The sequence below is a fragment of the Yersinia massiliensis genome, assembly GCF_003048255.1.
GTDB classification, from domain to species: Bacteria; Pseudomonadota; Gammaproteobacteria; order Enterobacterales; family Enterobacteriaceae; genus Yersinia; species Yersinia massiliensis_A.
In genome coordinates, this window is record NZ_CP028487.1 from 2,082,297 (window position 1) to 2,105,306 (window position 23,010).

Consider the following 23,010-nt stretch of genomic DNA (forward strand, 5'->3'; position numbering starts at 1 on the left):
ACCTACCGTAACCGAATGGCTTTCTTTGAGATATTTACCCTAGCATGAAAACATTTAGACCTTTGATCTTCGACACAGCATGATGGTGAACAAGTAAAAAAACCATCTTCTCAGTTACTTATAATCCCATGTGTTTCTTTCGCCATATCTTTAGAACTGATCTTATAATCCATTGATATATAGTATTTAATCTAAAACTTAGTATGGCGAAAATATCAGCTAACATTATGATTTAAAGAAATATTACCGGCGTTTTAAAATCCCTCGGCTTATGGCTGTGCGGGTTCAAGTCCCGCCCCGGGCACCATGGAAAATATTCTAAGTAAAACAAAGTAGTATGAGTATGTCGTTAACCGCCGAGAGGCGGTTTTTTTTGTTTTTGGCGCTCACCAAAAATTGAAAAGTGGCGACAAAGATTTTTTGAGCAAGATAATTTGGCCGTAATTTAGGCGAAAAAAATCCCGCAAAAGCGGGAGGATAGTAGGGCAAATAAATTTATTTTCAGCCGTCAGAACATGACCACCTGACCACCTGACCGCTGGTCTTTCGGTGGTGTGGGTACTAAGCCAGTTCGCCACAACCCAGTATAAGCGCCCCGATCAGCTATGCTAAATTGATGACTGCCACCCAAACTGCGGATAATGGTCATCACTGGTATCGGTTTATCTCTGGCGGTCTTCATCTGATCTTGTTTGATAAATAACAGATTGCCATTTTTTACGGCGGCAATAGCGCCATATTGTTTTGCCAATCGGGTAATTTAATTACCGTCTGATTCGTTGGTTTGGTCTATATGGTCAACCGTTAAATCAGACATGATTTTATTTAAAGTTGGCGTGAGCTTATTGCGCTCAGCAATTATTTTAATGATCCCGCCATTAGTGGTAAGACTGATCACGGCGAACATTCAGCGTTTCACGGAAATCCGCACTACGGGCGCGAATAGTCAGCTTATCCGGTGTGCCGCTGTGCTCTATTTCATCCACGGTAAATACGCCTTTATCAATTAGCACTGCCCCTTGCCAACCCAGCGCGACCACTATTTTGCCGCACGACGTGGCGGTACTAATTGGTCGTCATAATTATCCATTCAATATCAATGCGATATCTTGCGCGTCATGTTGTGGCAGCGAGCAAATATTGATAATTGGCAGTATCGCTGCTGACTTGGTTTTGCTGTTGTTTGTTGGCAAGACCGCTATTGTGACTGCGGTGCTGTGCCGCCGGTAAACTGTAAGGATGTAGCGGTATAGCCGCCATTATCGTATTTATCGGTATATTCCGCAGCGATATCAGTGGCCCAATTATCCTTGGGGGGCCATGTGATGCCTAGTTTGCAACATCAATATGAGCTCACTGGGGCATCGAGAATAAATTGTGCTGATAGCAATGAAATAAGACGATTGTCGGATTAGAAGAAGTGCAGCGGAATTAATATCGGGAGTCAGACATATAGTGGTAAATATATTGACGCAGGACAAAAGCTTTAAGGCAAGGTTGAAAAGAAAGAAGAAAAAAGCTGCGCTGGATGAAACGTATATAGCGTTAGTGCTTGCTGGCTGTTGGATTTCGTAATTTTTCCTTGGTATGCTTCTTCGTCCCACAGTTCAAGAGCCAGCAGCTTCGTGGCACACAGCGTTGACTGTTCATCTGGCTTCGACAGATTTAAAACTGCGATGATTTGGTGCTCAGTGCATCGGAGCTTACGCATGGCGATCTCCTCAGGGGACATAAACAGTATGTTGGAAGAACTCTAAAAGTGAATGGTTCAGTTAGGCAGGATAATTACACAGTCATCCACCCGAACCAATTAGAGCTTATGAGGCCAACATCCCAGCGAGGGTGCTTCTCGTATGGAATGTTCGTCTGGTTTAATGCTGAATTATCACCCTGGAGAAATTTAGGAATCTATGAATTTCACCGAACCCAATGGAGAATGTCCATCGAGATTTCGGAATGATAAAATTACAGTCCCAACTTGTTTTTAAGCCACCGTCATTGGAGCGCCTTTACCTGAAATGTCACATAAAATAACTAACTTAAAAAAGTCTTTTTTCGGAGCGATGCTTTTCCTGTTGTTCGCGATCGTCCTTTTCCCATATGCGAAAAATGGTTTTTGGGCCGATGACTCCTTGAACAGCCAAACATGGGGTATGGTTCACAGATTTGATTCTAGTGTTTGGGAATTTTCCTATCGAGTTTCTCGATCATGGTTTGTCAATTCTGGGAGAATACTTTTCCCATGGCCGGCCATTTATGGTTTTTTTTATGTGCTACGAGATGAACTTGCCGTTCGACTTGCAGACATGGCACTGTTTATTGGGCATATCGGCATCACGGTGTTGCTACTAAGAAGGGTGGGTATCAGTTGGCGGACAGTTGGATTGTTTGTACTGATTCTCATAACCTTGCTACAAATCCGTGGTGCTGGCGATCCTTTGGCAGCATTCGCGGGCTTCAGCCAAGGGCTCGGCATTCTCCTTATGCTATCTCTTCTCCTGCTTCATAAGTGGCACGAGACGCAGGCCTCTGGATGGCTTGCTGCATCATCGCTGCTGGCTGTCCTGTCAATGACGTGTTATGAGATCAATGTAGTTTACGTACCGATTGCACTCATGGCTGTACTGGCGTCAAAGCAACGCAGAGTGTTGCGCGATGTTGCAATCGTAGTTTTGCCGTTTGCTATCTTCATAGCAGCAAACATATATGTAAAATCTATAGCATTGAATCCATATCCCGGTTCGGAATTCGGGCACATGAGTGCTGTTCCGGAGACATTTTTGAAACAGTTGTTTGCGACGCTGCCAGGAAGCTACTATGCTCTCCTTGGCCATCTCCAGTACCCACTGCCAGAACTTCTCAGGGCGGCGTCCACCAGTAAGCTTGCATGGGCCGTGATGATCCTATGGTCTACCATGGCAATAATGGTGCTTCGACGTCAATCTACCCAACAACCAGCACTTCGCATGGCGGTTTTCGCGGCATTGATGCTTCTGCTTGTTCCTCCAGCCCTGATCTCGACCTCGGTTAGGTATCAATCAGAATTAGTCTGGGGAACCGCGCACGTTCCCATCTATTATCAGTGCTTTGGCCTTGCATTTCTTGCCGCTGCTGCAGTGGAACGCTTATCTACCGGGAAATTAGCGAAGCTGGTAACGGTCTCCGTTCCATTTATTGGAATCGGCGTTGCATTGAGTTTGACGATGAATATGTACCACTCTTCGCGGATAGACGCCGCATTCAGGGAACCTCGTGATTCGTTAGTATCTGCCTTGCATCATGGCCTTTTCGATGGTGTCCGGGATGGCGATGTAGTGCGAATCGAAGGTCAGCCTATCTTCATAAACGGTAATTTGATATACCAAGTGATTGGGAAAAACGTTTCTATTCCCGGCGAGGTTGCAATTGCAGGTTGGTTTGAATCCTTACCTAGGCACGACGCCAAACTTTATCGCTTATTCCGCGATCCGGCGTCCAACAATCAATGGAGAGTACAGGAGCAATAGAACCTCTGAAGCGATGATGCGCCTTACATCGTCAAATCCCGATCTCTGAGTCTGCCACTGAGCGCTCTGTGCATCTCTTTTCTGATATTGCTGGGAAAGGCCGGTGGCAGCACCATACTGGAGAAAACGCTCAGAACTCGGAGTTATTCATCCTGGCGACAGCGTTTTATTTATTAGGCATTGTTGCCGGGGATGAGAGTAGGGCAAATAGGCTTATTTTCTGCCGTCAGAACATGACCACCTGACCGCTGGTTTACGGATGAGACTGTACAGGGTTTATCTAACCGGGTTTTGGTATTGAGTGCATGGAACTTTCCATTGCCATAAAGATGTGCCGCAATTCACGTTAATGGATTGGCGATAACATTCTTTGGTTTTGGCGGTAATTTGGCTACTACTTCTGGTATGGGCTGTACTGTGGCACAAAGTGCAATTGAGCATGAGCCGGACTATTTTATTTCAAGAGAAGGGCTCACCCGCCTAATTTGGAAGGGGAGTGAGCATTAGTAACTTCTTGTATTCAGATGCCGTGGCTGTTTTTACATTTTTAATTAAGCATAATAACTATCATAATATCATTATGGTAATGAGATTTTTCGCGATCAAAACAGTAGGAAATTTGCCAACATCATAGTGAGAATACCTCCTATAGCCGGAATTAATGTTCGTCTCACTATCATAAACGGGGAACATTCACCTGCTTTGCTGACAGCAATGATGATACCCGCAACCGGAGAGATTGAGCGGCCCATACCCGCCATTAATTGCATAGGAAGAATCATGGTAACAGCTTCTTGACCGAATTTACTTGCGATTGATGGAGCCATTCCCGAGAAGGAGAAAAAGGCAGCGACACCAGAACCGGTCAATACCGCCGTGACGCCGACCAGTAACGTCATCAGAATCGTCATACTGTCAAAACCAAATCCTGCGTTTTGCACTGATACCAGTAAATAGTCGATAGCACCAATTTTTTGCATTCCTTGAGCATAGATGTCAGCACAAACCAGTAAGGAGACAATACTGGTAAACATGCTTCCCATTCCTTTGAAGAAGACTTGCACCCCTTTACAACATTCTCGGAAATCACGTTTTACTAAAAGATCGCAGATAAACGCCGTCAATGTACCGATGATCATTGCGGTGACCACATCTATTTTGATGCTATCAATAAATAGCGGGCTGAATATTAATACCAGTGCAACTGGAAATATAGGTAACAACGCGTAGAAAGTTGGTATACGAATTTCGTCTTTACTTTCGTTACTGATCGACTCTTGAATGACGACTGTGTGACCATCCTTTTTATCGTAATATTTAGCGGTAAAGAAAACCAATACGGAGACCACCAACATCACAGCAATTGCCACTGGCATTTGGTAATGGACAAAATAGATTGCGGTTTCCATTCCTGCATGTTTAGCCGCGAGGTTAGCAGTCCCCACAGCAGGGCCAAGGTCCATGAATGCACAAAGTCCAATCATTGATGCTGCTGCGGCTTTACTCACACCAAGACGAACCAACACTGGGAAAAAAGTGACCAGCAGCAACATCGCTAATCCAGCGGCGCTAGAAATCGCAACATGTAACAACTGTGCACAAATATAACCAATGGCTAAAATAAGATAGGGTGCTTTGATGAGCTGGAGAGGGCGAATACATGCGTTAACCATAGCATTTGACGCTTTAATATGGTCCATATAACTTGCGAAACCGCCCGCCGCCATAATGATCAAGCCGATGCCTGCTACCTGAGTAGATAGCGAGTTTTTAGCAAAAGCGAAGATATCGACCCAAACTGAACCCGTTGATTTTGCTTTATCATATAAGATGCTGTTCTCTGGATAAAAAATAGCAGTGATAGTCAGTAAAGAAATACCGGCTAGCAGCAATACTGTTTGAGGTTGGTAGTTTTTGATAATTAACCATGCAGCAATGATAGTTATCACTATTGCGATTATAAATGCAATCATGAGATTAGCCCTTTTATTTATTTTATTCGGGTGAAAAAACACGGTTAAATAAAACGTTACAGATAGCTCCCAAGTGAGTTGAACAATCTGATTGTTCGTCTGCAATGCAGTCATAGTAGAAGTAAGGAATCACTGAAAGAATGAGAAAATAGTTTTCTCACCGTAAATTGTGCGCAGTGTCTCATTGTTTAAAATTTTCAGTTACATCAATTAATATTATCATTGTAGCAGTGCATTGCTTGATCGTTAGCAAAGCATTATGCAGAGAATATATTTATTATTTGAGTCAGAGAGTTCAGTGTTAAAAGGAGTGACTAATGAAAATTAATAATTTATTGACACTTGATAAATATATTTCACAAACTACACAATTAGGTTCATTAACAGACTCTGAATGCCGTTTAGATGCATATATACAGGTTCATTTCAATGAGTTGCCCTTTCATGGCATTATTGACCTTGCACGTAATGCGATGGTAAGCAAAGCTACTGTTGGGCGCTTTTTAAACAAGTTGGGTTTTACCGGTTATTCGGCTTTTAGACGCGAATTGGAGGAGGCATTATCACAACAGAAGTTGGTACCACCATTTGAGTTGGTATCGCGGACTCACGAAAAGGCTAAAATTACTACGGCAGAAATTGTTTCTGAATTTAATAAAAATGTGACGATGTTATTTGATAGTTTCAAAAATAATATCGATATTGACAGTTTGGATAAATTTATCAGCCTTATTCTAGATACAGATAGACATCTCTATGTTATTGGCCCTTCTTCATCTCATGCGATGGCTAAACACTTCACTACTTTGGTTAAATATTTTAGAGACAGTGTGACACTTCTCTCAGTGGATGTTGGCGATTTACCTAAAGATTTACTGAATTTATCCAGTAAAGATGTTCTGATCACTTTTTCCTATTACCGATTTAATCGAGTCGTCATTCGAGTGACAGAGTGGTTCCGTAGAAAGGATGCAGTCGTGGTATTGATAACCAACTCTGAATCGAATCCCTACGGCAAATTTTGTAACCTACAGTTTGTATTACCAAGTGATGTTCAATCAGTGTTTAAAAGCAGAATAATTAGCTTCTTTTTTATAGAATTAGTTCTGCATCTGGCCTATGAAAAAGGCGAAGGAGAAGGGAATTTTGAGCAATTGGAAGAGCTATTTGTATTTTTTGAATTGTTCTCGCCACTACCGAAATAAGTGGACTAAACACCCCCAAGCGATGCTTAGGGGAGACTTATCCTTTCGATCAGATAGATACCTTATTGAATTTATCTGTGGAATCAAAGAACGCCACAGTTTCATCCACTAATGTATCGTTACACCCTAGATAAGATGAGGGGTCGCAAGCTGTAATAAGTTCTTCTTCACTTAGGAACTCACGAATCTGAGTATTATTTAACACTAACTGCTCTAAGTTTTGGGTTCCATCAGCCGTATTTAATAATTTTTTCATTATATGATAACCCTGATCTCGACCAATTTTGTCAGCCAGTTTCATTGATACTGATTCTGACATGATAAAATATTTAGAGGTGTTGAAGTTGTCATTCATTCGTTCTTTATCAACGACTAAATGATTGATAAGACGGCTGGCGCGATCGAGACTGGTGGAGAGACTTAACGCTGATTCAGGCAGTAGTGTCCAGTTGAGTACACGCATTGATGCTGCACGTACATCCTGTTGGTCGAGCAGATTGGTTGCACCAGAGGCATACATCCAACCCATACGGGATAGTGTTTGAATCATATTGCTGGCACGAGGATTCGTTTTGTGCGGCATAGTACTGGAACCGCCGCCGCCTTCTCCTTCCCTAAGTTCGCCCAAGGATGGCCTTCCCATGGTTTCGACATCATTCGCTATCCGACAAAGAGTACCGTGTACTAAAGCAAAAAACTGAATGACTTGTACTACATTATCCTGACTGGCATTCATCATCCCAATAGGAGCTGATAAGCCTAATGCTTTCATTAGGTTATTTCTAGTTTCTATGCCGTTATGACCAACGGAAGCGAGGTTACCGACTGCGCCACCAAATAAGCCTGTGATAGCTGTGGGATAGAGATTATCAAGACGATGAATATGCCGAGTCAGCTCACTTAAATAACTACTAACCTGTAATCCCCACGTTGTTGCCGATGCATCTACAGAATTGGTTCTGGCAACCATGACGGTGGCTTTATGAGCAAGAGCCATTGCTTTAAGATGTTCACCCAACTCAATCAGTTGGCCTCGCACTAACAGCAACGTCTGTTTTATCCTCATGGCCAGCGCAGAATCTAATAAATCCTGAGTAGTACAGCCCCAATGTAAATATTTTTTAACCAATGGTGTACCTGCATCGGTTATTTGGTCGACTAATGGTTTTATAGCCATTCCAACTGAACGTGTTTCTGTTGCTAGACGTTGCCAATCAATGTCTAACGATTGACAAGTTGTGACAATTTCTTTTGCGGCCTGAGCTGGGATGATATCTAATTCAGCCTGTACGGAGGCTACTGCCATTTCAAACTCCAACCAGCAGCGAATCAAATTTTCATCGGACCATACTTTTTTCATTTCAGGGTGAGTAAACAAGGATGAATACAGTTCTGAATCAAATACCGAACTAAGATTACCCCGCATTATGGACTCCAAAATAAGTAGATAAGCGATATCAGTGAGTTATTTCTATTTATATCCTTATTGATAGTGGGAATTCTGGTCTAATTTTCTCAATATAAAAATGAGAATATGCATTTCCCTTATGTGAACACTGCTTAATGGTTGGAAATGTGACAAGCTTAACATAAAGCACCTACTTCAATATTTTCAACTGCTCGATGAATACTAATTACTTAATTTTTATTTATTGGTTATTCTTTTAATTGGATAGGTTCCTATTGGAAATCTAATTGGGTTTTGTGTTTTTGCGCATATTGTCACATTTTAAAATGAGAAATTATTATTCCCATATCTCGTTTTACGTAATGCTATTAACAATGCCTGCGATAAAAGTATTTTTATCAACTTATCAGTTGAGATTTTTTAACTGGGGTGATTTATACGCTTTTAATTATAGGTAAATTATGAAAACTAAAACAATACCGATTATTATTTTAACTTGTATGAGTTCATCAGCATTAGCGATGAATGTATATAAAGATGATAAAACAACTCTGGATATTTATGGTCGTTTAGAATATCAGTTTGCGCATGGAGACTCCTCATTTGCTGGGGATGATGTCCGCAATCAGTTAGGTGGGCGTCTAGGGATTTACGTCACCCGAGACCTTTCATTACTTGAAGATACTAAAATCATTGGTCGTCTAGAATGGCAACTGCGTACCGAGAAAAATGATAATAAAACAAAAGATAGAGATCTAGATGCCCGCTATGCGTGGCTCGGTATATCCCATGCTCGCTATGGTGACTTAATTGGTGGTCGTACTCAAAATCCTTTATACCAGGTAATGAGAATGACTGATAAATATAAGAATTTCACGCCAAATGTTTATAACTATGGTATCAGCTCAATTGACACATCATATCAATATAACCGTCAGGATGGCACTCTCCAGTGGAATGGCCAATTTGACGGACATCAGATTCAAATTGCCTATGTTGCTGGTAATGCTAACAGTGACAATGAAGGGCTTGATAATGGAGTGATGCTAAGCTATCGGAAAATGCTCAAGTGGGGTGATTTTAAAATCACCCCAGCCCTTGCTGCCAGCGAGTTTAAACGTAAAGATAATCCGCAAAAAATACCCACCGATGGGCGCAAGAAACATCAGCAGATAATGGGTGGGGTGCAGCTTGATTACAATGCGATGTCACTTGCGGTAACCGCGGGAAAAATATCCATTGAACGCGACAACAAACCTGACAATGATTATATCAGCTTTGATTCAGTAGCTTCATATCAGTTTAATCATATTAAAATTTTAGGAGGATATAGTTTCCTAGATGAAGATGGAAAGGATATATATGAAAAAGAGGGATGGCGGGCTGAAGCCCAATTAACGGTAGCCAAAAATGCATATCTATCGCTAACCTATGACAAAGTACTGGCGAACAATAACCTGAAAATTAACGATGATGCGATTGTTCTTGGGTTACGGTACGACTTCTGAGGATAAAGAAAATGAATAAATTAATAATGTTATTCGCGTGCAGCTTAATCACAATAGCGAGTGCTCAGGCTGACTCTATTATAGCATCTGCGCCACAAGCCAAATTAGAGGGTGAAAGGAAGACATTTGCGCTCTATGGCAATTCATACATGCACTACAACAACCATGTGAATACCCGGCTTCGAGACCTAAGCCGTTCGTTGCTACCCGATAAAGCTAAAGGGTATATGTTTCGGGGTATCACTATTTCTAGCGGCCAATTAGGCTGGCATATTCCCAACCTGAGTTTCCAAAATTCTCTTCAAAAATGGGATGTGGTTATTTTGCAGGGTAACTCTATGGAACCCATTTCGGCCAAAGCAGATGTGCGACAATACTTCGTTGATTCTGCAAGTTTAATGGCAGATACCGCACATAAAGCGGGCTCTAAAGTTGTGTATTTTATGACTTGGGCAAATAAAGATAAAAAAGAACAAACTGATAAATTGGCCAAAGCCTATATTGATATAGCCAGTAAAACAGGTGGGTATATTGCACCTGTTGGTTTAGCCTTTAGTCGTTCGATCGAAACTCATCCAGAAATAGAGTTATATCATAGTGATGGCAGTCATCCTTCATTAGCAGGGACTTATCTGGCATCTTGCGTACTGTTTGCGACCATTTATGATCAATCACCCGTTGGTGGTGGATTACCGGTAGATAGCAATATGGCAGAAGAAACCGCGCGTGTTTTACAGCAGATAGCTTGGGAGACCGTAACCTTGTTCCGTCAACAAGGAAAATAGTTCTAATAACCCAACGTTTTTTGAATTCATCCCCCTTATGAATGTCAGTTAAGGGGGATTTTTACGCTTAAGTCTCATTGCATATTTTAGTCCAATATTATGTTCTCTCGTATAAGGACTATTCTTGCTTTTTTAGATGCCACTTATAACATACCTGCTACATTTCTTTAATTATGGCTTAATAAGATTAAATGTTAGGCAAACTTTTAAAATTTAAGGTCACGTTACTGAGCAACACCGGTATAGTTGATGTTCTTGTATTCGTCACGAGATCTAGTATAGAGAATGTGTTTTTTTCTAGTGATAATCACTGCAAAAAATTGAGTTATCTAGTAGTGATTGCCTGTAACTCAGTAAAAAAAAGAGAGTTATTTTTATTGGGTCGACAAAGGACTTGAGTTGTACAAAAATTATCAATAAGTTGATTAGGCACACTATGTCATATGGATTGCAGAGGCGATGACATCTCACACTAAAATATTCTTTGTTTTCTATTTATTCTTCATTAATATTCAACCGGTCAATTAAGCAGTGTTTTATACAATCTGTATAATTTTTTATTTCTCTATTAACGCAGAGGATTGTTCAATGGAGAGGGATCTAGGAATAGTTAAAGCTCGGCATTCTTTAGATAAGCAGCATATCAAGCTAACGTATGTCACTCATTTCTATTGTAATCAAGGGAATATGGGGTCTGTTGAGTCATTGTTGAATGAGTATGAGTCTTATCCAGATGATATTAAAGATGCCGTAGAGTTCGTCATTGTGGATGATTGTTCACCTTTAGACTACGACATCAAAGATTATGACCTCAATTTTACATGGCTTAGGATAACAAGTGATATTCAATGGAACCAAGCGGGTGCCAGAAATCTGGGTGTTTTGTATGCTAAATCAGACAAAATTATTATCACCGATTTAGATTGCTTACTACCTGAAGATACTATGCGCTATCTGGTTAATGCACGTAATCCGAGGAGATCTTTGTTCCGTATCTACCGGACTGATGATGCAACCGGTAAAGCTTATCGCGGCCATCCTAATTTGTTCTTTATGTCCAGAGCTCGGTTTTTTAGGCTGTACGGATACGATGAGGAGTTTGCGGGGCATTATGGGTCCGAAGACTACCGATTTGTGAAGTTCCATAAAGACCACGGTACAACACCGCGATACTTGCCAAAAAAATACCGTTGTATTGAACGTAATGTCGATAGGAAGAATAGCTATCACTCACTGACTCGTGATTTGACGCATAATGCGCCAATTGATGATCGTAAAAAAAATGAAATAGCACGATTTGGTGCTGAACATGGCCACAGCAGAATCTTTCTTAACTTTAATTGGGAAATCAAAAAAGTACATTCCCGCCGGTTGAGCATACCTGAACGGAAGATATGGTGGCGGCCACTATGGTGGTTCCGTTATCTATTTAGATCACTGGCGGCATAGTTTTAATTGTCGGCTATTTCGGTGGGATTCTCGATGAGAATATATTGTATGTTCCCCGCAGGCTATTAATCTTCAGTGAGTAATTTATGAATTCAGTTGCCTCAAGACCCGGTTTACCCACGATGCATCGTTATGTTGCTGGCTTGTCGTGTACCACCGCATTTTTGCTCGGTATTGGGTTACCGACGTCGAATTTCATCATGAATCTCTCTTTGGTGCTGGCGCTCATCTGCGTACTGCTTAATCGTGATACGCGTTATGTGAAAACATTAGCGAAAAATCCGTTGATATGGTTGCCTGCGATAACCTTTCTACTACTCGCGATATCTCTGCTCTGGCATCATAATTTGTACGGTAATGTGATGGTGAGTAAGTATCTTAAATTATTATATATTTTTCCATTGGCACTGTTTTTTTTACTTTCTCGCTCACTGGTCAGTTCTTTTGTTAAAGGATTCTTACTGGCAAATGCCGTTATTCTCGCGGCAAGCCTATGGGTAGGGTTTCTTCATCTGCCGCTAGGTGAAATAAACCCACTGAATCCTCATGTGTTTAAGTTGCAAATCACCCATAATTTCTTTATGGCCTTAGCGGCAGTGATGTGGCTTTCTCTCGCATTTAAGCATCAAGGAATCAAGCGCGGCTGTTACGGCCTTCTGGTTGTACTGGCTATCTATAATATCGTGTTTATGGTGCAAGGTAGAACGGGTTATGTGGCGCTGGCAGCGGCTTTTAGTGTGTGGGGGATATTGTCACTATCAGTCCGTCAGCGTTTAGGGATGGTGGTTTGTGTACTGATAATTGGTGCCATTATTGTCTTTGTCCCAAACCGAGCCGTTGAGCGGGTGGAACGCGGGATGGCAGAGGTTAAAGTTTGTTTAACTGCCTCGCAGGGTAATGCCGATGTTTCGTGCGATAGCTCAATGGGACTACGGACTCAATTTATCATTGAATCAGTGAAACTCATTAAGGAAGCACCCTTATTGGGGCATGGGGCGGGGGGCTTTGGGTTCACGAACCCACAAATTGGCTATAGCATCAATCCGCATAATGAATATCTGATGCAAACTGTTCAATTAGGTGTTGTGGGGCTTGCGCTATTCTTGGGATGGATGTGGTGCTATTTCCGCGCTGCTTGGCGTTTACCTCAAGAAACGAGAAGCATATTTATCGCCTTGCTTGCCAGCTATTTGATCAGCCATCTGTTTAATTCATTTTTACTCGATTCTTCAGAAGGGCACCTATTCGTCATTCTGACGGCAATCTTATGCAACTATTCAGTGTTATCACGACAAAGTGAAGCAATAAAAGAAGAGTGACAAACAATAAAAAGCCCTCAATTCTGAGGGCTAAACATTAGCGGTTGGCTTTATCATCCGCCTCATCGATTAAACCATTGGCTATCTTGCTAGCCTCAAGATAACGAGAAGTGCCTAAAATTTCGTTAAGTGTGTCCCGCACACTGGATAGAAATTGATCGTTATCGGACTCATTCGCGCATTCAACCATTAGTGCGACAAGCAAAGCTTCATGGGCGATCAGATGATCTTCACCAGGTAAGTTTGCATCGGATTCACCTTGCTGAGCGCGAACAGATGTTTGATTAAGTGATGACATAAAACTCCTTATTTAATAATTGAATAACCACCTATTACTATAGCGACGTTTGTATTTATTGCTATGACAGATGAGATTTCTGCCATAGCAGCCATAACAAATCATGTGGTGGCTATGCTTAATCCTTTATTTTATCGATGTTATTTTAGCTTCATATCACCAACGTACGCGGTCACTGTACCGGCCGATAAATACGGACTGCCGCAGTTAGGCGCAACGTTCGCTGTGCCAACTCTTCCGCCGCGCCTGCATATTGTTCAACCATCGCCGCATTCTGGTGCGTCATTTGGTCCAACTGACCAATTGATTGGCTAATTTGGCCAAGTGCTTGTGTCTGTTCATGCGTCGAGGTACTAATTTCACTGATTAGAGTGGAAACTTGCCCCGCCTGTTTAACGATATTGTCCATCGTAGCACCTGCATTTTGTACCAAGGCACTCCCGTCGCGAACCCGTTCTACGCTGGTTTCAATTAAGTGCTTAATCTCTTTTGCCGCCGTTGACGACCGCTGAGCCAAATGGCGAACTTCACTCGCCACTACGGCAAATCCACGGCCCTGCTCACCCGCACGCGCGGCTTCAACGGCTGCATTTAATGCCAGAATATTGGTCTGGAAGGCGATACCCTCAATCACACTGATGATATCGACAATACGGTGACTGGAATCATTAATTGTTCCCATAGTGTCAATCACTTGGTGCATCAACTCGCTGCCTTTTTCCGCCGCGTGGCTGCTCATTGCCGCTAGTGAGGTTGTTTCATTTGCGCTATTAGCACTGTTTTGTACTGTTGCAACGAGTTGCTCTGTCGCACTGACAATATGTTGCAAGTTCGCTGTTGCTTGCTCCGTTCGGACTTTAAGCTCTCGGTTGCCTGCGGCAATTTCACTGCTAGCGGTATTGATACCATCGACTTGCCCACTGACATCATCGGTCAATGAGCGAAGATTGAGGCCTAACTGATTCACGCTACGCATTAAATAGCCAATTTCATCGACACGGTTAAACTGCACATAGTCACCAGCCTGCCCAGAAGAGACATCTTGAGCTTGTTGCAAAATCGCGGTGATAGGGCGTGCAACCTGCCGCTCTAACCAAAATGACATGATGATGCTGCTAGCAACCGTCACCCCCCCTAGCGTCAACAAGGGGAACCCTGTTATGCCTGTCACGCCTGCCGTTATGGTGGGAAGGAGGGCTGCGCCAAATAATGCCCCGCGTAGACGCCAACGTAGTGGCAGCGTTTGGAACAGCGACATCCACGAGAGCCAACCAGTGCGAACAATTAATCCACGATATAAACCGATACGGCGCTGTTTTGCTTTGCCAGAGTTAAAGTCTGCATACAGCGCATCAGCTTGTTTAACTTCTTCACGGGTTGGCGCAATACGTACCGATATATAACCGTTTACTCGGCCGTTATGGCGCAGGGGGGTGGCATTAGCTCGTACCCAATAATAGTCGCCATTTCGACGGCGGTTCTTCACCAGAGATGACCACGACAGGCCCGCATTTAAGGTCTGCCACATATCAGCAAAAGCGGCGGGGGGCATATCAGGGTGGCGCACGATATTGTGTGGCTGGCCTTGCAAGTCCTGATATTCAAAACCACTGGCACGAACAAAAGCGGCATTCGCATAGACGATATTTCCGCGAGTATCTGTGGTGGATTGCAGGGTGGTATCGCGATCAATGGGATACTCCTGCCGACTGACAGGTTTGTTTACTCTCATAATAACCTCAGAATATTGGGGGAGTTCCCGAATAACAGGTGAATACAGTAATTGCCTACGATAATCGGCCTCGTAAGTTAAAACTTTATACTTAGATTAAATAAATTATTGATGCGCTATAAATGTGATGGATATTAGTGCTGCTGCACCAATTTAGGGCGATTTTATTATTCTTTTAGATAAGGATTAGATGAGTGTAATTATTGTTTTTATTTATTAGTTGCAGATGGTGTTAATAGTAAATTACTTAAATAACAGATGGTTAGCTCTTTCTTGGCTTGAGGTGAGATGTTGTGAAATGATGAGATTAATGAATGGGTTTTATTACGTAGTGAAATTATCATCTTTAATGGGATAGAGATGAATAACTTTTGCCAAGAAGTTGCATAACATGAAGCAAGTGGGGTTTTTTATTTGTCACTTTTGTTAATGATGAATGTTGTATTAACTATTTATTACAGTGATATCGACGTCAGTCTAATTGCGTGGAGTAAGTAATCCCCACTTTTGTGGGGATTAAAATAATAAAAGATATAAATGTTATTTTTGTTTTCTATTGTTATAGCCCTTTATTAATGTTCATTTTATCTACATCACAACTTCTTTGGTTTCACGACACAAAGTTGTTGTGACTTTTCTTTAATCCTTCAATTTTCATCAAAAAATCATAGATTGGTGACAAACGTCTAAAATCTTTGCTTAAGATATCAACCAGTTGATTTGAAAATAGCGGTTCCATGTCGTGATGATGGCTGATTAATGCCCATGACTTCTTGTTGTACCACGTTGCCAGTTCTGGTGGTTGATCCTTGATAAGCGGACGTTTATAGCTTTCACCTTCGATTAAAAAGTTCGGATGGATACATTCAGCAATCTTAAGAAAATCTGCAGGCGCACGTACCAACTGTTGCCTAAACAGGTCCATCGTCGCGCGTGAGGCGCTGTAATAGCCCAGTCCATAGCGCCACCAATCGGGGCCAAATTCAAAAAAGTAAGTGGGTGCATCCGTCCAGTTCTTACGCGATCGTTTGAATGTCAGCCAAATGTTGCTGCGATAGAGTGATTTGTCATGAGAAAAGCGAGTATCCCGATTCATACGGGAAATTGTTTTGCCAATCGCTGGCCGAATCTCAAAAAGCTCATCAATCGCCATCATATCGGTGCCCAAATCTGTCACCAGTTTTCGCATTGGTAGCAATAGATGTTGCTCATAAATATCACGATGTTCCTCGAACCACTCTTTGGTGTTGTTTTGTCCTATTTGCTGTAAGAACGTCAGCCCCTGCTGAGTAAAACCGGTAAATCCAGCCATGATGTCCCTTCCTGTATATAGATAAATTATGATTTGCTGTATATGCATACAGTCTAGGCTGTAAAAGGGTGACTGAAAAGTACTCTGTTGGTTTTCTGACGAGTATCTTGTTTTAGATGGTGTGAAATGGGACCCTGCGGTGATTGTCTGTAGGGTCAGGATGGGACGATGCTATTTAATTATAATTAATAGCTAAATATTTATATTGAAATATAGGTATCGCTTATTAATTCCTCTATTGTTGACTTTTACAGCGATTTCTCGCTATGCGGCCTGCCGCCTGAGTACGCCAGCTCGCAATCATTGGCATTGTCATCAATACAAAGGATTAAGAATGAAATTAGAAACATTGTCTATTCATGCCGGTTATTCGCCAGATCCCACGACTAAAGCTGTTGCAGTGCCTATCTATCAGACTTCTTCATTCGCCTTTGATGATACTCAGCATGGTGCTGACTTATTTGATTTAAAAGTCGCGGGTAATATTTACTCGCGAATTATGAACCCGACGAATGACGTGCTAGAGCAACGAGTCGCGGCTCTGGAAGGGGGGATTGCAGCGTTAGCCGTAGCCTCCGGTATGGCTGCTATCACTTATGCGATTCAAACCATTGCAGAGGTCGGCGATAATATTGTCTCGGTGGCAAAATTATATGGTGGAACATATAACCTCCTCGCCCATACCTTGCCACGTTATGGGATTGAAACTCGCTTTGCCGATCATGACGATATTGATGCGTTGGAGGCATTGATTGATGACCGGACAAAAGCGGTATTCTGTGAGTCGATTGGTAACCCTGCGGGTAACATTGTCGATTTACAAAAATTAGCGGATGCCGCACATCGCCATGGTGTCCCGCTGATTGTCGATAATACCGTCGCAACCCCCATTTTGTGCCGACCCTTTGAACATGGCGCCGATATTGTCGTTCATTCGCTGACCAAATATATTGGCGGCCATGGCACTAGCATTGGCGGTATTGTGGTGGATTCCGGTAAATTCCCATGGGCGCAGTATCCTGAGCGTTTCGCTCAATTAAATACACCTGATTTGTCTTATCACGGTGTCACCTATACCGAGCAATTCGGTGCAGCTGCCTATATCGGCCGCTGCCGAGTGGTCCCTTTGCGAAATACCGGTGCTGCGCTATCACCGTTTAATGCATTTTTGATTTTGCAGGGGCTTGAAACGCTGGCATTACGCATGGCGCGTCATACTGAAAATGCGCTTAAAGTTGCCGAGTATTTACGCGCTCATCCACAAGTTAGTTGGGTCAAATATGCAGGGCTACCCGATCATCCTGAGCATGATTTGGCACAGCGCTATTTCGGCGGGAAACCCGCGTCCATTTTGTCATTCGGTATCCATGGGGGCCAAGCGGCGGGCAGCAAGTTTATTGATGCGCTGAATTTGATCGTGCGATTAGTGAATATTGGCGATGCTAAATCGCTGGCATGCCATCCTGCCTCAACAACGCATCGTCAACTCAATGATGAAGAGTTAGTCAAAGCCGGTGTGCCAAGAGACATGGTTCGGTTGTCGATCGGAATCGAGCATATTGACGACATTATCGATGATCTTGCTCAGGCATTAGCGAAAGCGAAATAACGTTATTGTCGATAAAAAGGCCGGTAACTTGCGAGATACCGGCCATGTCTATCATGGGAATAGAATTATTGTGCAGCCAAGGTTGCCGCAATCACTCTCGCATAAGGCGTGGTGGGGCGGCCAATAAGTTTGCTCAGGGTATGGCTGTCATCAAATAAGCCACCTTTGGCCGCGCCAGCATCAGAATCGGCTAGCACGCCGGCGAAAGCGTCGGGTAACCCCGCGCCAATCAGTGCTTGTCGGAAGTCGGCTTCTGACAAATCCTGATAGATGACGGGTTTGCCTGATTGACGAGCAATTTCCGCTGAGAACTCAGCGAGGGTATAGCTGTCATCTCCTGCTAATTCATAAATTTTACCGGCTTGATTATCTTGTGTCAGTACGACGGCAGCGGCTTGAGCATAGTCTTCGCGTGCGGCTGAAGCGATACGCCCATTACCCGCAGCACCAATAAATGCACCGTGAGCTAATGCTGGCGCAATACTGGCAGCATAGTTTTCGGTGTACCAACCGTTACGTAGCAGCACGACGGGTAGGCCAGAATCTCGAAGTAATGCTTCTGTTGCTCGGTGCTCCTCACCTAACCCCAGGGTCGATTTATCAGCATGAAGTAGGCTGGTGTAGGCCAATAACTTAACGTTTGCTCGTTTGGCTGCCTCGATAACGGCTTTGTGTTGTGCCACACGCTGACCCACTTCACTGGATGAGATTAGCAGCAGTTTATCCACACCTTGAAACGCGCTATCCAACGTAGACGGTTGACTATAATCCGCTTTGCGCACTTTAACGCCTAATGCGGCTAAATCACTGGCTTTTTCAGGGCTACGGACGGCAGCAATGATTTCACTGGCGGGAACTTTTTGCAGTAATGCGTTGATAACAAAGCGACCCAATTGGCCAGTGGCTCCGGTGACTGCGATCATAATAAAACTCCTGATTAATGTAGTGGAATAGATGACAGATTTTTTGTGTGAGCAGGTCATTTAGCGCTGATATTACGCTCAGCAAAAAATCGTCCTTAAGATCATCATATGCGATATACTAACTTTAAGTAAGTACGCACCTAAAGGTTAGTATAAAATAATGAAACCACAAGATTTGGACAGTAATCTTTCATTTCCAGAACAAGTTCGCCGCGGTGAGTTGCTCAATGCTGACTGCCCATCAAGAGAAGTCCTCAAACGCGTCACAAGCCGTTGGGGGGTATTGGTGCTGATTGCTTTGAGCAACGAAACCCTGCGTTTTAGTGCGCTAAGGCGAAAAATTGGGGGCGTCAGTGAGAAAATGTTGGCGCAAACACTACAAAATCTTGAAGAGGACGGTTTTGTCGAACGTATCGCTTATCCAGTGGTGCCACCGCACGTGGAATATAAATTGACGCAGTTAGGCAAAGAGATCCAAGTGCAAATTGAGGGGCTGACGGTTTGGCTAGAAGATAACCTGCATCGCATTATGGAACAGAGACAGCAGCGGTCAGAAATGCCTTCAGCCGCTGCCGGTTCGCGATAGCCATGTGATCACACATGGCGAGTCTTTGGGATTCACGCACTACAAGGTTTTCAATGCTTCAACTGATTCTATCGCCATGGAAGGGATAAACTCAGTGACACTGTACTCGGCAACGGCGTTAAAGGGATCTTCTGCCAATATCTTATCCAGTTGGTCGCGCTCAATGCTCTTTACTAAAATGATGCCACCGGTGCGGGGCACTTTACGACCCGATGCGATAAATACACCTTGTGCATAGTATTTTTTTAACCAGTCTTTATGGCTTTCGGTCAGTGCTTCCACCACATCGATGGGCTTATGGTAAGTCAAGCTAACAACAAACATGTGAAACTCCTTAGAGTGAATGTCGCTTTAAGATAGCGTCTTGCCCCTTAGGCAGCATCAATAAAATGCTAAATTCTTAAGCATTATCTCAAGTCATTTTGCGATAGCTAAATTTTGTCTATTGAAAGCAATATTGCTTCGTTCGTTTTTTGTACTATTTATCGTCTACTCTTATATAACCTGCTCTGTCCATTTGATTGAAATCGTCGAGGTGACAATGATTAAGATATTGGCATGGCTTAACGCACTCCCCCTAGGTCCATTAGGGTGTGTAGAAGAGAGTGACGCTCCAGTGGCTGAGGCCGATGGCGCACATTTACTTGAAACGATAAATGCCATCGGTGGGATATATGGCATTGAATTTATTCATCATTGAGTCTACTCATTACTCGCTAAGGGGAACTCCGTGCTGCGGTGGCTATCCTAGTGATAATAAAGATCTAAACAACAGGTTACGGGCAGATAAGCGGCTGGCCGTAACCTGTTATTCGATCTACTTCTCGGCCTTAACGATAGGCAGATAGGGCATCCCGTATGCCAATGCGTTGGATAGTCTGTAATTGTTCGGTCACTTGATCCGCCAGTTGCGGAATTTGATTAAGATCCTGTCCCCAATGGTGGTTATCCGCTAAGACCTGTTGCACCAGATCTTGTATGGGCAATAAGCCGGCATCGACGTCTCGCCAAAGCGAGGCAAAGCAAGCCAGCCAGTATTCATCATCCTGCAATGGGAAATCCTCATTCCCACGTTTACCGCGATAGAACATCAGCAACGCAGCGAAAGCAAATGTCAGTCGCGTCGGTAATGCCCCATTCACCTGCTGACTGGTCAGTAGTTGGGGCAAAATACGCGTACGGAATTTTGTCATGCTATTGAGGGCAATCGAGAGCAACTGGTGTTGGATAAAGGGATTGCGAAAACGACTTTGTACCGCTTGGGTAAAGGTCTGTAGTTCATTACGGGGCAAATCCAACACTGGGCTAATTTCTTCACTCATCAGCTGCGCGACAAATTGACTGATTTGCTGATCGGCCATCGCTTCGCCAACAGTGTTTAATCCCGCTAGATAGGCGATAGGCACCAAGGCCGTGTGCGCACCATTAAGGATGGCAACTTTGCGTTCTTTGTAAGGCTTTATATCATCGACGATACGAATATTAAGCGGATATTTATCCAGTTTTAATGTTTGTGCTAATGACTGTGGCCCCTGAATGACAAAAAGATAAAAGTGCTCAGCGGTGGCTAAAAAAGCGTCGTGATAACCTAATTGCGTTTCCAATGTTGTCGCTTCGTCGCGGGGATAACCGGTGACGATGCGATCCACTAATGTGGAACAAAAAGTATTGTGCTGTACTAACCATTGGCTGAAAGCATCACCTAACTGCCATTGTTCGGCGTAACGCAGTACCAATTCCTGTAGTGCCTCACCGTTATAATCGATTAGCTCACAAGGCAATAGCACCCAACCTTTATCTGCTGCGCCAGAAAAATGCTGGAAACGTTCGTACATTAATCGGGTTAATTTTGCCGGATAACTGGCAGGTGGCGCATCACTGAAGTTATCCTCTGCCAAATAACTGATGCCGGCTTCAGTGGTATTGGAGAAAACCCAGCGAATGTTTTCATCGTGAGCGAGGGCTAGATAGTGCTCGAAATCCTCATAAAGATTAATTTCGCGGTTAACCGATCGAATGATACGCGCCTCACTGACCTTCTCACCTTGTTCGTCTAAGCCTCGAATAATGGTGGTGTATAAGCCATCCTGAGTATTGAGCGATGGCGGGAAATCACTGTTAATGGGACGAACAATAACAATACCGGCATCGAGATCGGTATGCTCATTCAAGAGATCAATTTGCCAGTCAACAAAGGCGCGCAGGAAGTTCCCTTCACCAAATTGAATGATTTTATCGGGATGATGGCGGCCCGGAAAGTCATGGCGATTTAACGTTAGCATGGTGCATATCCTCAGGAGTAGGGTGGTCAGAACTGAATGACGCCTTTGATAAGATCTTTGTTTTTCACCACTTGTTGCTCATAAATATCGGCCAGCGTATTGAATTCAAAGCGGTGAGTGAGGATCATATCGGCCGACAATTTGCCTGCTGCCATCAGTTTCCCGACTTTGGCAAAGTCTTCGAAGGTGGCATTGCGACTGCCCATCATGGTGGTTTCTTTTTTGTGGAAATCAGGATCCGGGAAACTGAGATCACCTTTGAACAAACCAACAAAAACGATGCTACCGCCGTGGCGAATAAAGTTGACGGTGTTATTCATGGCACGTTGATTACCGGTGGCATCAATCACTTTTAGTGGCAGCATGCCGGAGAATTGTTGGCGTAAATGTTGTTCAAATTCAGCATCGCTGGGATCTAATGCGCGGATATCCAAAAGATTTTCGACATGCTCACGGCGTTGAGCGCTAGTATCGGCCATCACGACATGTGAGCCATCAGCTTGCGCTATTGCAGCAACACCCAGACCAATTGGCCCTGCACCGACAACCAAAACATGCTCATCAGGGCGAACATCAGCACGGCGCACGGCATGGGCACTAATGGCGAAAGGCTCAATCAGTGCGGCTGAAATAGGGTCTACATCGTCAACCACTAATAAATTACTGACTGGGACGCACAAATATTCGCTAAATCCACCATCTTGATGGACGCCAATAACAGAGATATTTTCGCAGCAATTTGTCTTACCACTGAGACATGAATTGCAGTGATGGCAAGCAACGTAAGGAATAACCGCTACCCGTTGCCCAGCGTGCATATTATGAACATTTTCACCCAACCCTATTATTTCGCCACAGATTTCATGACCTAATATGCGAGGGTAACTAAAAAAGGGTTGATTACCTGCCCAGGCATGAATATCTGTGCCACAAATACCGACATTTAAAACTTTAATTAATGCTTCATTAATTTTTGGTAAAGGTCGAGTCCGTGGTTGATAAATTAGCTTGGTTGGTTCAAGGCAAACTAATGTATTCATTGTTGTCATGATTATTCCTCCGAAAGGTGAGGCTTGATATTCAATAAAAATCAGAAATAGATTTAAAACGGATGT

The 23,010-nt window shown here is 43.3% G+C and carries 19 protein-coding genes and 2 pseudogenes; 10 read left to right on the forward strand and 11 right to left on the reverse strand.

The window, feature by feature from the left end; all coding sequences use genetic code 11:
• Positions 1-557 precede the first annotated feature (557 nt).
• Positions 558-1,090: pseudogene (locus DA391_RS09805) on the reverse strand (phage late control D family protein); the annotation flags it as partial.
• 308 nt (positions 1,091-1,398) lie between these two features.
• Between DA391_RS09805 and DA391_RS24470 the strand changes: the two are divergent.
• Positions 1,399-1,575: pseudogene (locus DA391_RS24470) on the forward strand (ISAs1 family transposase); the annotation flags it as partial.
• A 443-nt stretch (positions 1,576-2,018) separates the two neighbouring features.
• Positions 2,019-3,506 carry a hypothetical protein gene (locus DA391_RS09815; protein WP_050080524.1) on the forward strand — a complete coding sequence of 496 codons (1,488 nt, stop codon included), beginning with the start codon at positions 2,019-2,021 and terminating at the stop codon, positions 3,504-3,506.
• 276 nt (positions 3,507-3,782) lie between these two features.
• Here DA391_RS09815 and DA391_RS09820 read toward each other — a convergent pair whose 3' ends face one another.
• Together DA391_RS09820 and dcuC are read right to left on the reverse strand one after the other, a co-directional pair.
• A complete protein-coding gene (locus DA391_RS09820; RefSeq protein WP_226722681.1) occupies positions 3,783-3,947 on the reverse strand; it encodes an ogr/Delta-like zinc finger family protein in 165 nt (54 codons plus the stop codon).
• A gap of 161 nt (positions 3,948-4,108) precedes the next feature.
• The gene (gene dcuC, locus DA391_RS09825) at positions 4,109-5,479 is read right to left on the reverse strand and encodes a C4-dicarboxylate transporter DcuC (RefSeq protein ID WP_050080526.1); all 1,371 of its coding nucleotides are present in this window, start codon (positions 5,477-5,479) and stop codon (positions 4,109-4,111) included.
• A 317-nt stretch (positions 5,480-5,796) separates the two neighbouring features.
• On the opposite strand from dcuC, the gene DA391_RS09830 reads away from it, so the two are divergent.
• Entirely contained in the window at positions 5,797-6,684 is an 888-nt protein-coding gene (locus tag DA391_RS09830; RefSeq protein WP_050080527.1) for a MurR/RpiR family transcriptional regulator, read from the forward strand.
• 49 nt (positions 6,685-6,733) lie between these two features.
• Here the strand turns inward: DA391_RS09830 and DA391_RS09835 are convergent, their stop codons facing one another.
• Positions 6,734-8,110, reverse strand: a complete 1,377-nt coding sequence (locus DA391_RS09835) for a class-II fumarase/aspartase family protein (protein ID WP_050285763.1) — start codon at positions 8,108-8,110, stop codon at positions 6,734-6,736.
• Positions 8,111-8,553: 443 nt separating this feature from the next.
• Between DA391_RS09835 and DA391_RS09840 the strand changes: the two genes are divergently transcribed.
• From DA391_RS09840 to DA391_RS09855, 4 genes are all read left to right on the forward strand, one after another.
• A complete protein-coding gene (locus DA391_RS09840) occupies positions 8,554-9,600 on the forward strand; it encodes a porin (RefSeq protein ID WP_050080530.1) in 1,047 nt (348 codons plus the stop codon).
• 11 nt (positions 9,601-9,611) lie between these two features.
• A complete protein-coding gene (locus tag DA391_RS09845; protein WP_050080531.1) occupies positions 9,612-10,385 on the forward strand; it encodes a DUF4886 domain-containing protein in 774 nt (257 codons plus the stop codon).
• A gap of 588 nt (positions 10,386-10,973) precedes the next feature.
• Positions 10,974-11,834: a glycosyltransferase family A protein gene (locus DA391_RS09850; RefSeq protein WP_050080532.1), complete on the forward strand. Its 861-nt coding sequence runs from the start codon at positions 10,974-10,976 to the stop codon at positions 11,832-11,834.
• Between the two features lie 86 nt (positions 11,835-11,920).
• Positions 11,921-13,153 (forward strand): O-antigen ligase family protein, encoded by a 1,233-nt coding sequence (locus DA391_RS09855; protein WP_108087657.1) that lies wholly within the window; start codon positions 11,921-11,923, stop codon positions 13,151-13,153.
• 37 nt (positions 13,154-13,190) lie between these two features.
• Here DA391_RS09855 and DA391_RS09860 read toward each other — a convergent pair whose 3' ends face one another.
• The 3 genes from DA391_RS09860 to DA391_RS09870 all read right to left on the reverse strand — a co-directional run bounded on the left by DA391_RS09860 (position 13,191) and on the right by DA391_RS09870 (position 16,498).
• Positions 13,191-13,451 (reverse strand): hypothetical protein, encoded by a 261-nt coding sequence (locus DA391_RS09860; protein ID WP_050285760.1) that lies wholly within the window; start codon positions 13,449-13,451, stop codon positions 13,191-13,193.
• 172 nt (positions 13,452-13,623) lie between these two features.
• On the reverse strand, positions 13,624-15,183 hold the full coding sequence (locus tag DA391_RS09865; RefSeq protein ID WP_098904666.1) for a methyl-accepting chemotaxis protein: 1,560 nt from the start codon (positions 15,181-15,183) through the stop codon (positions 13,624-13,626).
• Positions 15,184-15,793: 610 nt separating this feature from the next.
• Positions 15,794-16,498, reverse strand: coding sequence for a DUF2461 domain-containing protein (locus DA391_RS09870; RefSeq protein ID WP_088130211.1), 705 nt, complete (start codon positions 16,496-16,498; stop codon positions 15,794-15,796).
• Between the two features lie 331 nt (positions 16,499-16,829).
• On the opposite strand from DA391_RS09870, the gene DA391_RS09875 reads away from it, so the two are divergent.
• On the forward strand, positions 16,830-18,104 hold the full coding sequence (locus tag DA391_RS09875) for a bifunctional O-acetylhomoserine aminocarboxypropyltransferase/cysteine synthase (protein WP_050874526.1): 1,275 nt from the start codon (positions 16,830-16,832) through the stop codon (positions 18,102-18,104).
• Positions 18,105-18,169: 65 nt separating this feature from the next.
• Here the strand turns inward: DA391_RS09875 and DA391_RS09880 are convergent, their stop codons facing one another.
• Positions 18,170-19,027: an SDR family oxidoreductase gene (locus tag DA391_RS09880; RefSeq protein ID WP_050080540.1), complete on the reverse strand. Its 858-nt coding sequence runs from the start codon at positions 19,025-19,027 to the stop codon at positions 18,170-18,172.
• Positions 19,028-19,187: 160 nt separating this feature from the next.
• Between DA391_RS09880 and DA391_RS09885 the strand changes: the two genes are divergently transcribed.
• Complete coding sequence (locus tag DA391_RS09885) at positions 19,188-19,613, forward strand: winged helix-turn-helix transcriptional regulator (RefSeq protein ID WP_172440342.1); 426 nt, start codon at positions 19,188-19,190, stop codon at positions 19,611-19,613.
• Between the two features lie 39 nt (positions 19,614-19,652).
• Here the strand turns inward: DA391_RS09885 and DA391_RS09890 are convergent, their stop codons facing one another.
• Positions 19,653-19,937 carry a YciI family protein gene (locus DA391_RS09890; protein WP_050080543.1) on the reverse strand — a complete coding sequence of 95 codons (285 nt, stop codon included), beginning with the start codon at positions 19,935-19,937 and terminating at the stop codon, positions 19,653-19,655.
• Between the two features lie 217 nt (positions 19,938-20,154).
• Here DA391_RS09890 and DA391_RS24335 point away from each other — a divergent pair, with 217 nt between their 5' ends.
• A complete protein-coding gene (locus DA391_RS24335) occupies positions 20,155-20,313 on the forward strand; it encodes a hypothetical protein (RefSeq protein WP_167311284.1) in 159 nt (52 codons plus the stop codon).
• A 130-nt stretch (positions 20,314-20,443) separates the two neighbouring features.
• On the opposite strand, the gene DA391_RS09895 is transcribed toward DA391_RS24335, so the two are convergent.
• A complete protein-coding gene (locus DA391_RS09895; RefSeq protein WP_108087658.1) occupies positions 20,444-21,895 on the reverse strand; it encodes a tagaturonate reductase in 1,452 nt (483 codons plus the stop codon).
• A 26-nt stretch (positions 21,896-21,921) separates the two neighbouring features.
• Positions 21,922-22,944 (reverse strand): zinc-binding alcohol dehydrogenase family protein, encoded by a 1,023-nt coding sequence (locus tag DA391_RS09900; protein WP_050080545.1) that lies wholly within the window; start codon positions 22,942-22,944, stop codon positions 21,922-21,924.
• Positions 22,945-23,010 lie beyond the last annotated feature (66 nt).

Bases quoted from the DNA above. Each gene is read 5' to 3' on its own strand.
- DA391_RS09815 (WP_050080524.1), top strand. From the start codon at position 2,019: ATGTCACATAAAATAACTAACTTAAAAAAGTCTTTTTTCGGAGCGATG.
- DA391_RS09820 (WP_226722681.1), bottom strand. From the start codon at position 3,947: ATGCTCAATTGCACTTTGTGCCACAGTACAGCCCATACCAGAAGTAGT.
- dcuC (WP_050080526.1), bottom strand. From the start codon at position 5,479: ATGATTGCATTTATAATCGCAATAGTGATAACTATCATTGCTGCATGG.
- DA391_RS09830 (WP_050080527.1), top strand. From the start codon at position 5,797: ATGAAAATTAATAATTTATTGACACTTGATAAATATATTTCACAAACT.
- DA391_RS09835 (WP_050285763.1), bottom strand. From the start codon at position 8,110: ATGCGGGGTAATCTTAGTTCGGTATTTGATTCAGAACTGTATTCATCC.
- DA391_RS09840 (WP_050080530.1), top strand. From the start codon at position 8,554: ATGAAAACTAAAACAATACCGATTATTATTTTAACTTGTATGAGTTCA.
- DA391_RS09845 (WP_050080531.1), top strand. From the start codon at position 9,612: ATGAATAAATTAATAATGTTATTCGCGTGCAGCTTAATCACAATAGCG.
- DA391_RS09850 (WP_050080532.1), top strand. From the start codon at position 10,974: ATGGAGAGGGATCTAGGAATAGTTAAAGCTCGGCATTCTTTAGATAAG.
- DA391_RS09855 (WP_108087657.1), top strand. From the start codon at position 11,921: ATGAATTCAGTTGCCTCAAGACCCGGTTTACCCACGATGCATCGTTAT.
- DA391_RS09860 (WP_050285760.1), bottom strand. From the start codon at position 13,451: ATGTCATCACTTAATCAAACATCTGTTCGCGCTCAGCAAGGTGAATCC.
- DA391_RS09865 (WP_098904666.1), bottom strand. From the start codon at position 15,183: ATGAGAGTAAACAAACCTGTCAGTCGGCAGGAGTATCCCATTGATCGC.
- DA391_RS09875 (WP_050874526.1), top strand. From the start codon at position 16,830: ATGAAATTAGAAACATTGTCTATTCATGCCGGTTATTCGCCAGATCCC.
- DA391_RS09880 (WP_050080540.1), bottom strand. From the start codon at position 19,027: ATGATCGCAGTCACCGGAGCCACTGGCCAATTGGGTCGCTTTGTTATC.
- DA391_RS09885 (WP_172440342.1), top strand. From the start codon at position 19,188: ATGAAACCACAAGATTTGGACAGTAATCTTTCATTTCCAGAACAAGTT.
- DA391_RS09890 (WP_050080543.1), bottom strand. From the start codon at position 19,937: ATGTTTGTTGTTAGCTTGACTTACCATAAGCCCATCGATGTGGTGGAA.
- DA391_RS24335 (WP_167311284.1), top strand. From the start codon at position 20,155: ATGATTAAGATATTGGCATGGCTTAACGCACTCCCCCTAGGTCCATTA.
- DA391_RS09895 (WP_108087658.1), bottom strand. From the start codon at position 21,895: ATGCTAACGTTAAATCGCCATGACTTTCCGGGCCGCCATCATCCCGAT.
- DA391_RS09900 (WP_050080545.1), bottom strand. From the start codon at position 22,944: ATGACAACAATGAATACATTAGTTTGCCTTGAACCAACCAAGCTAATT.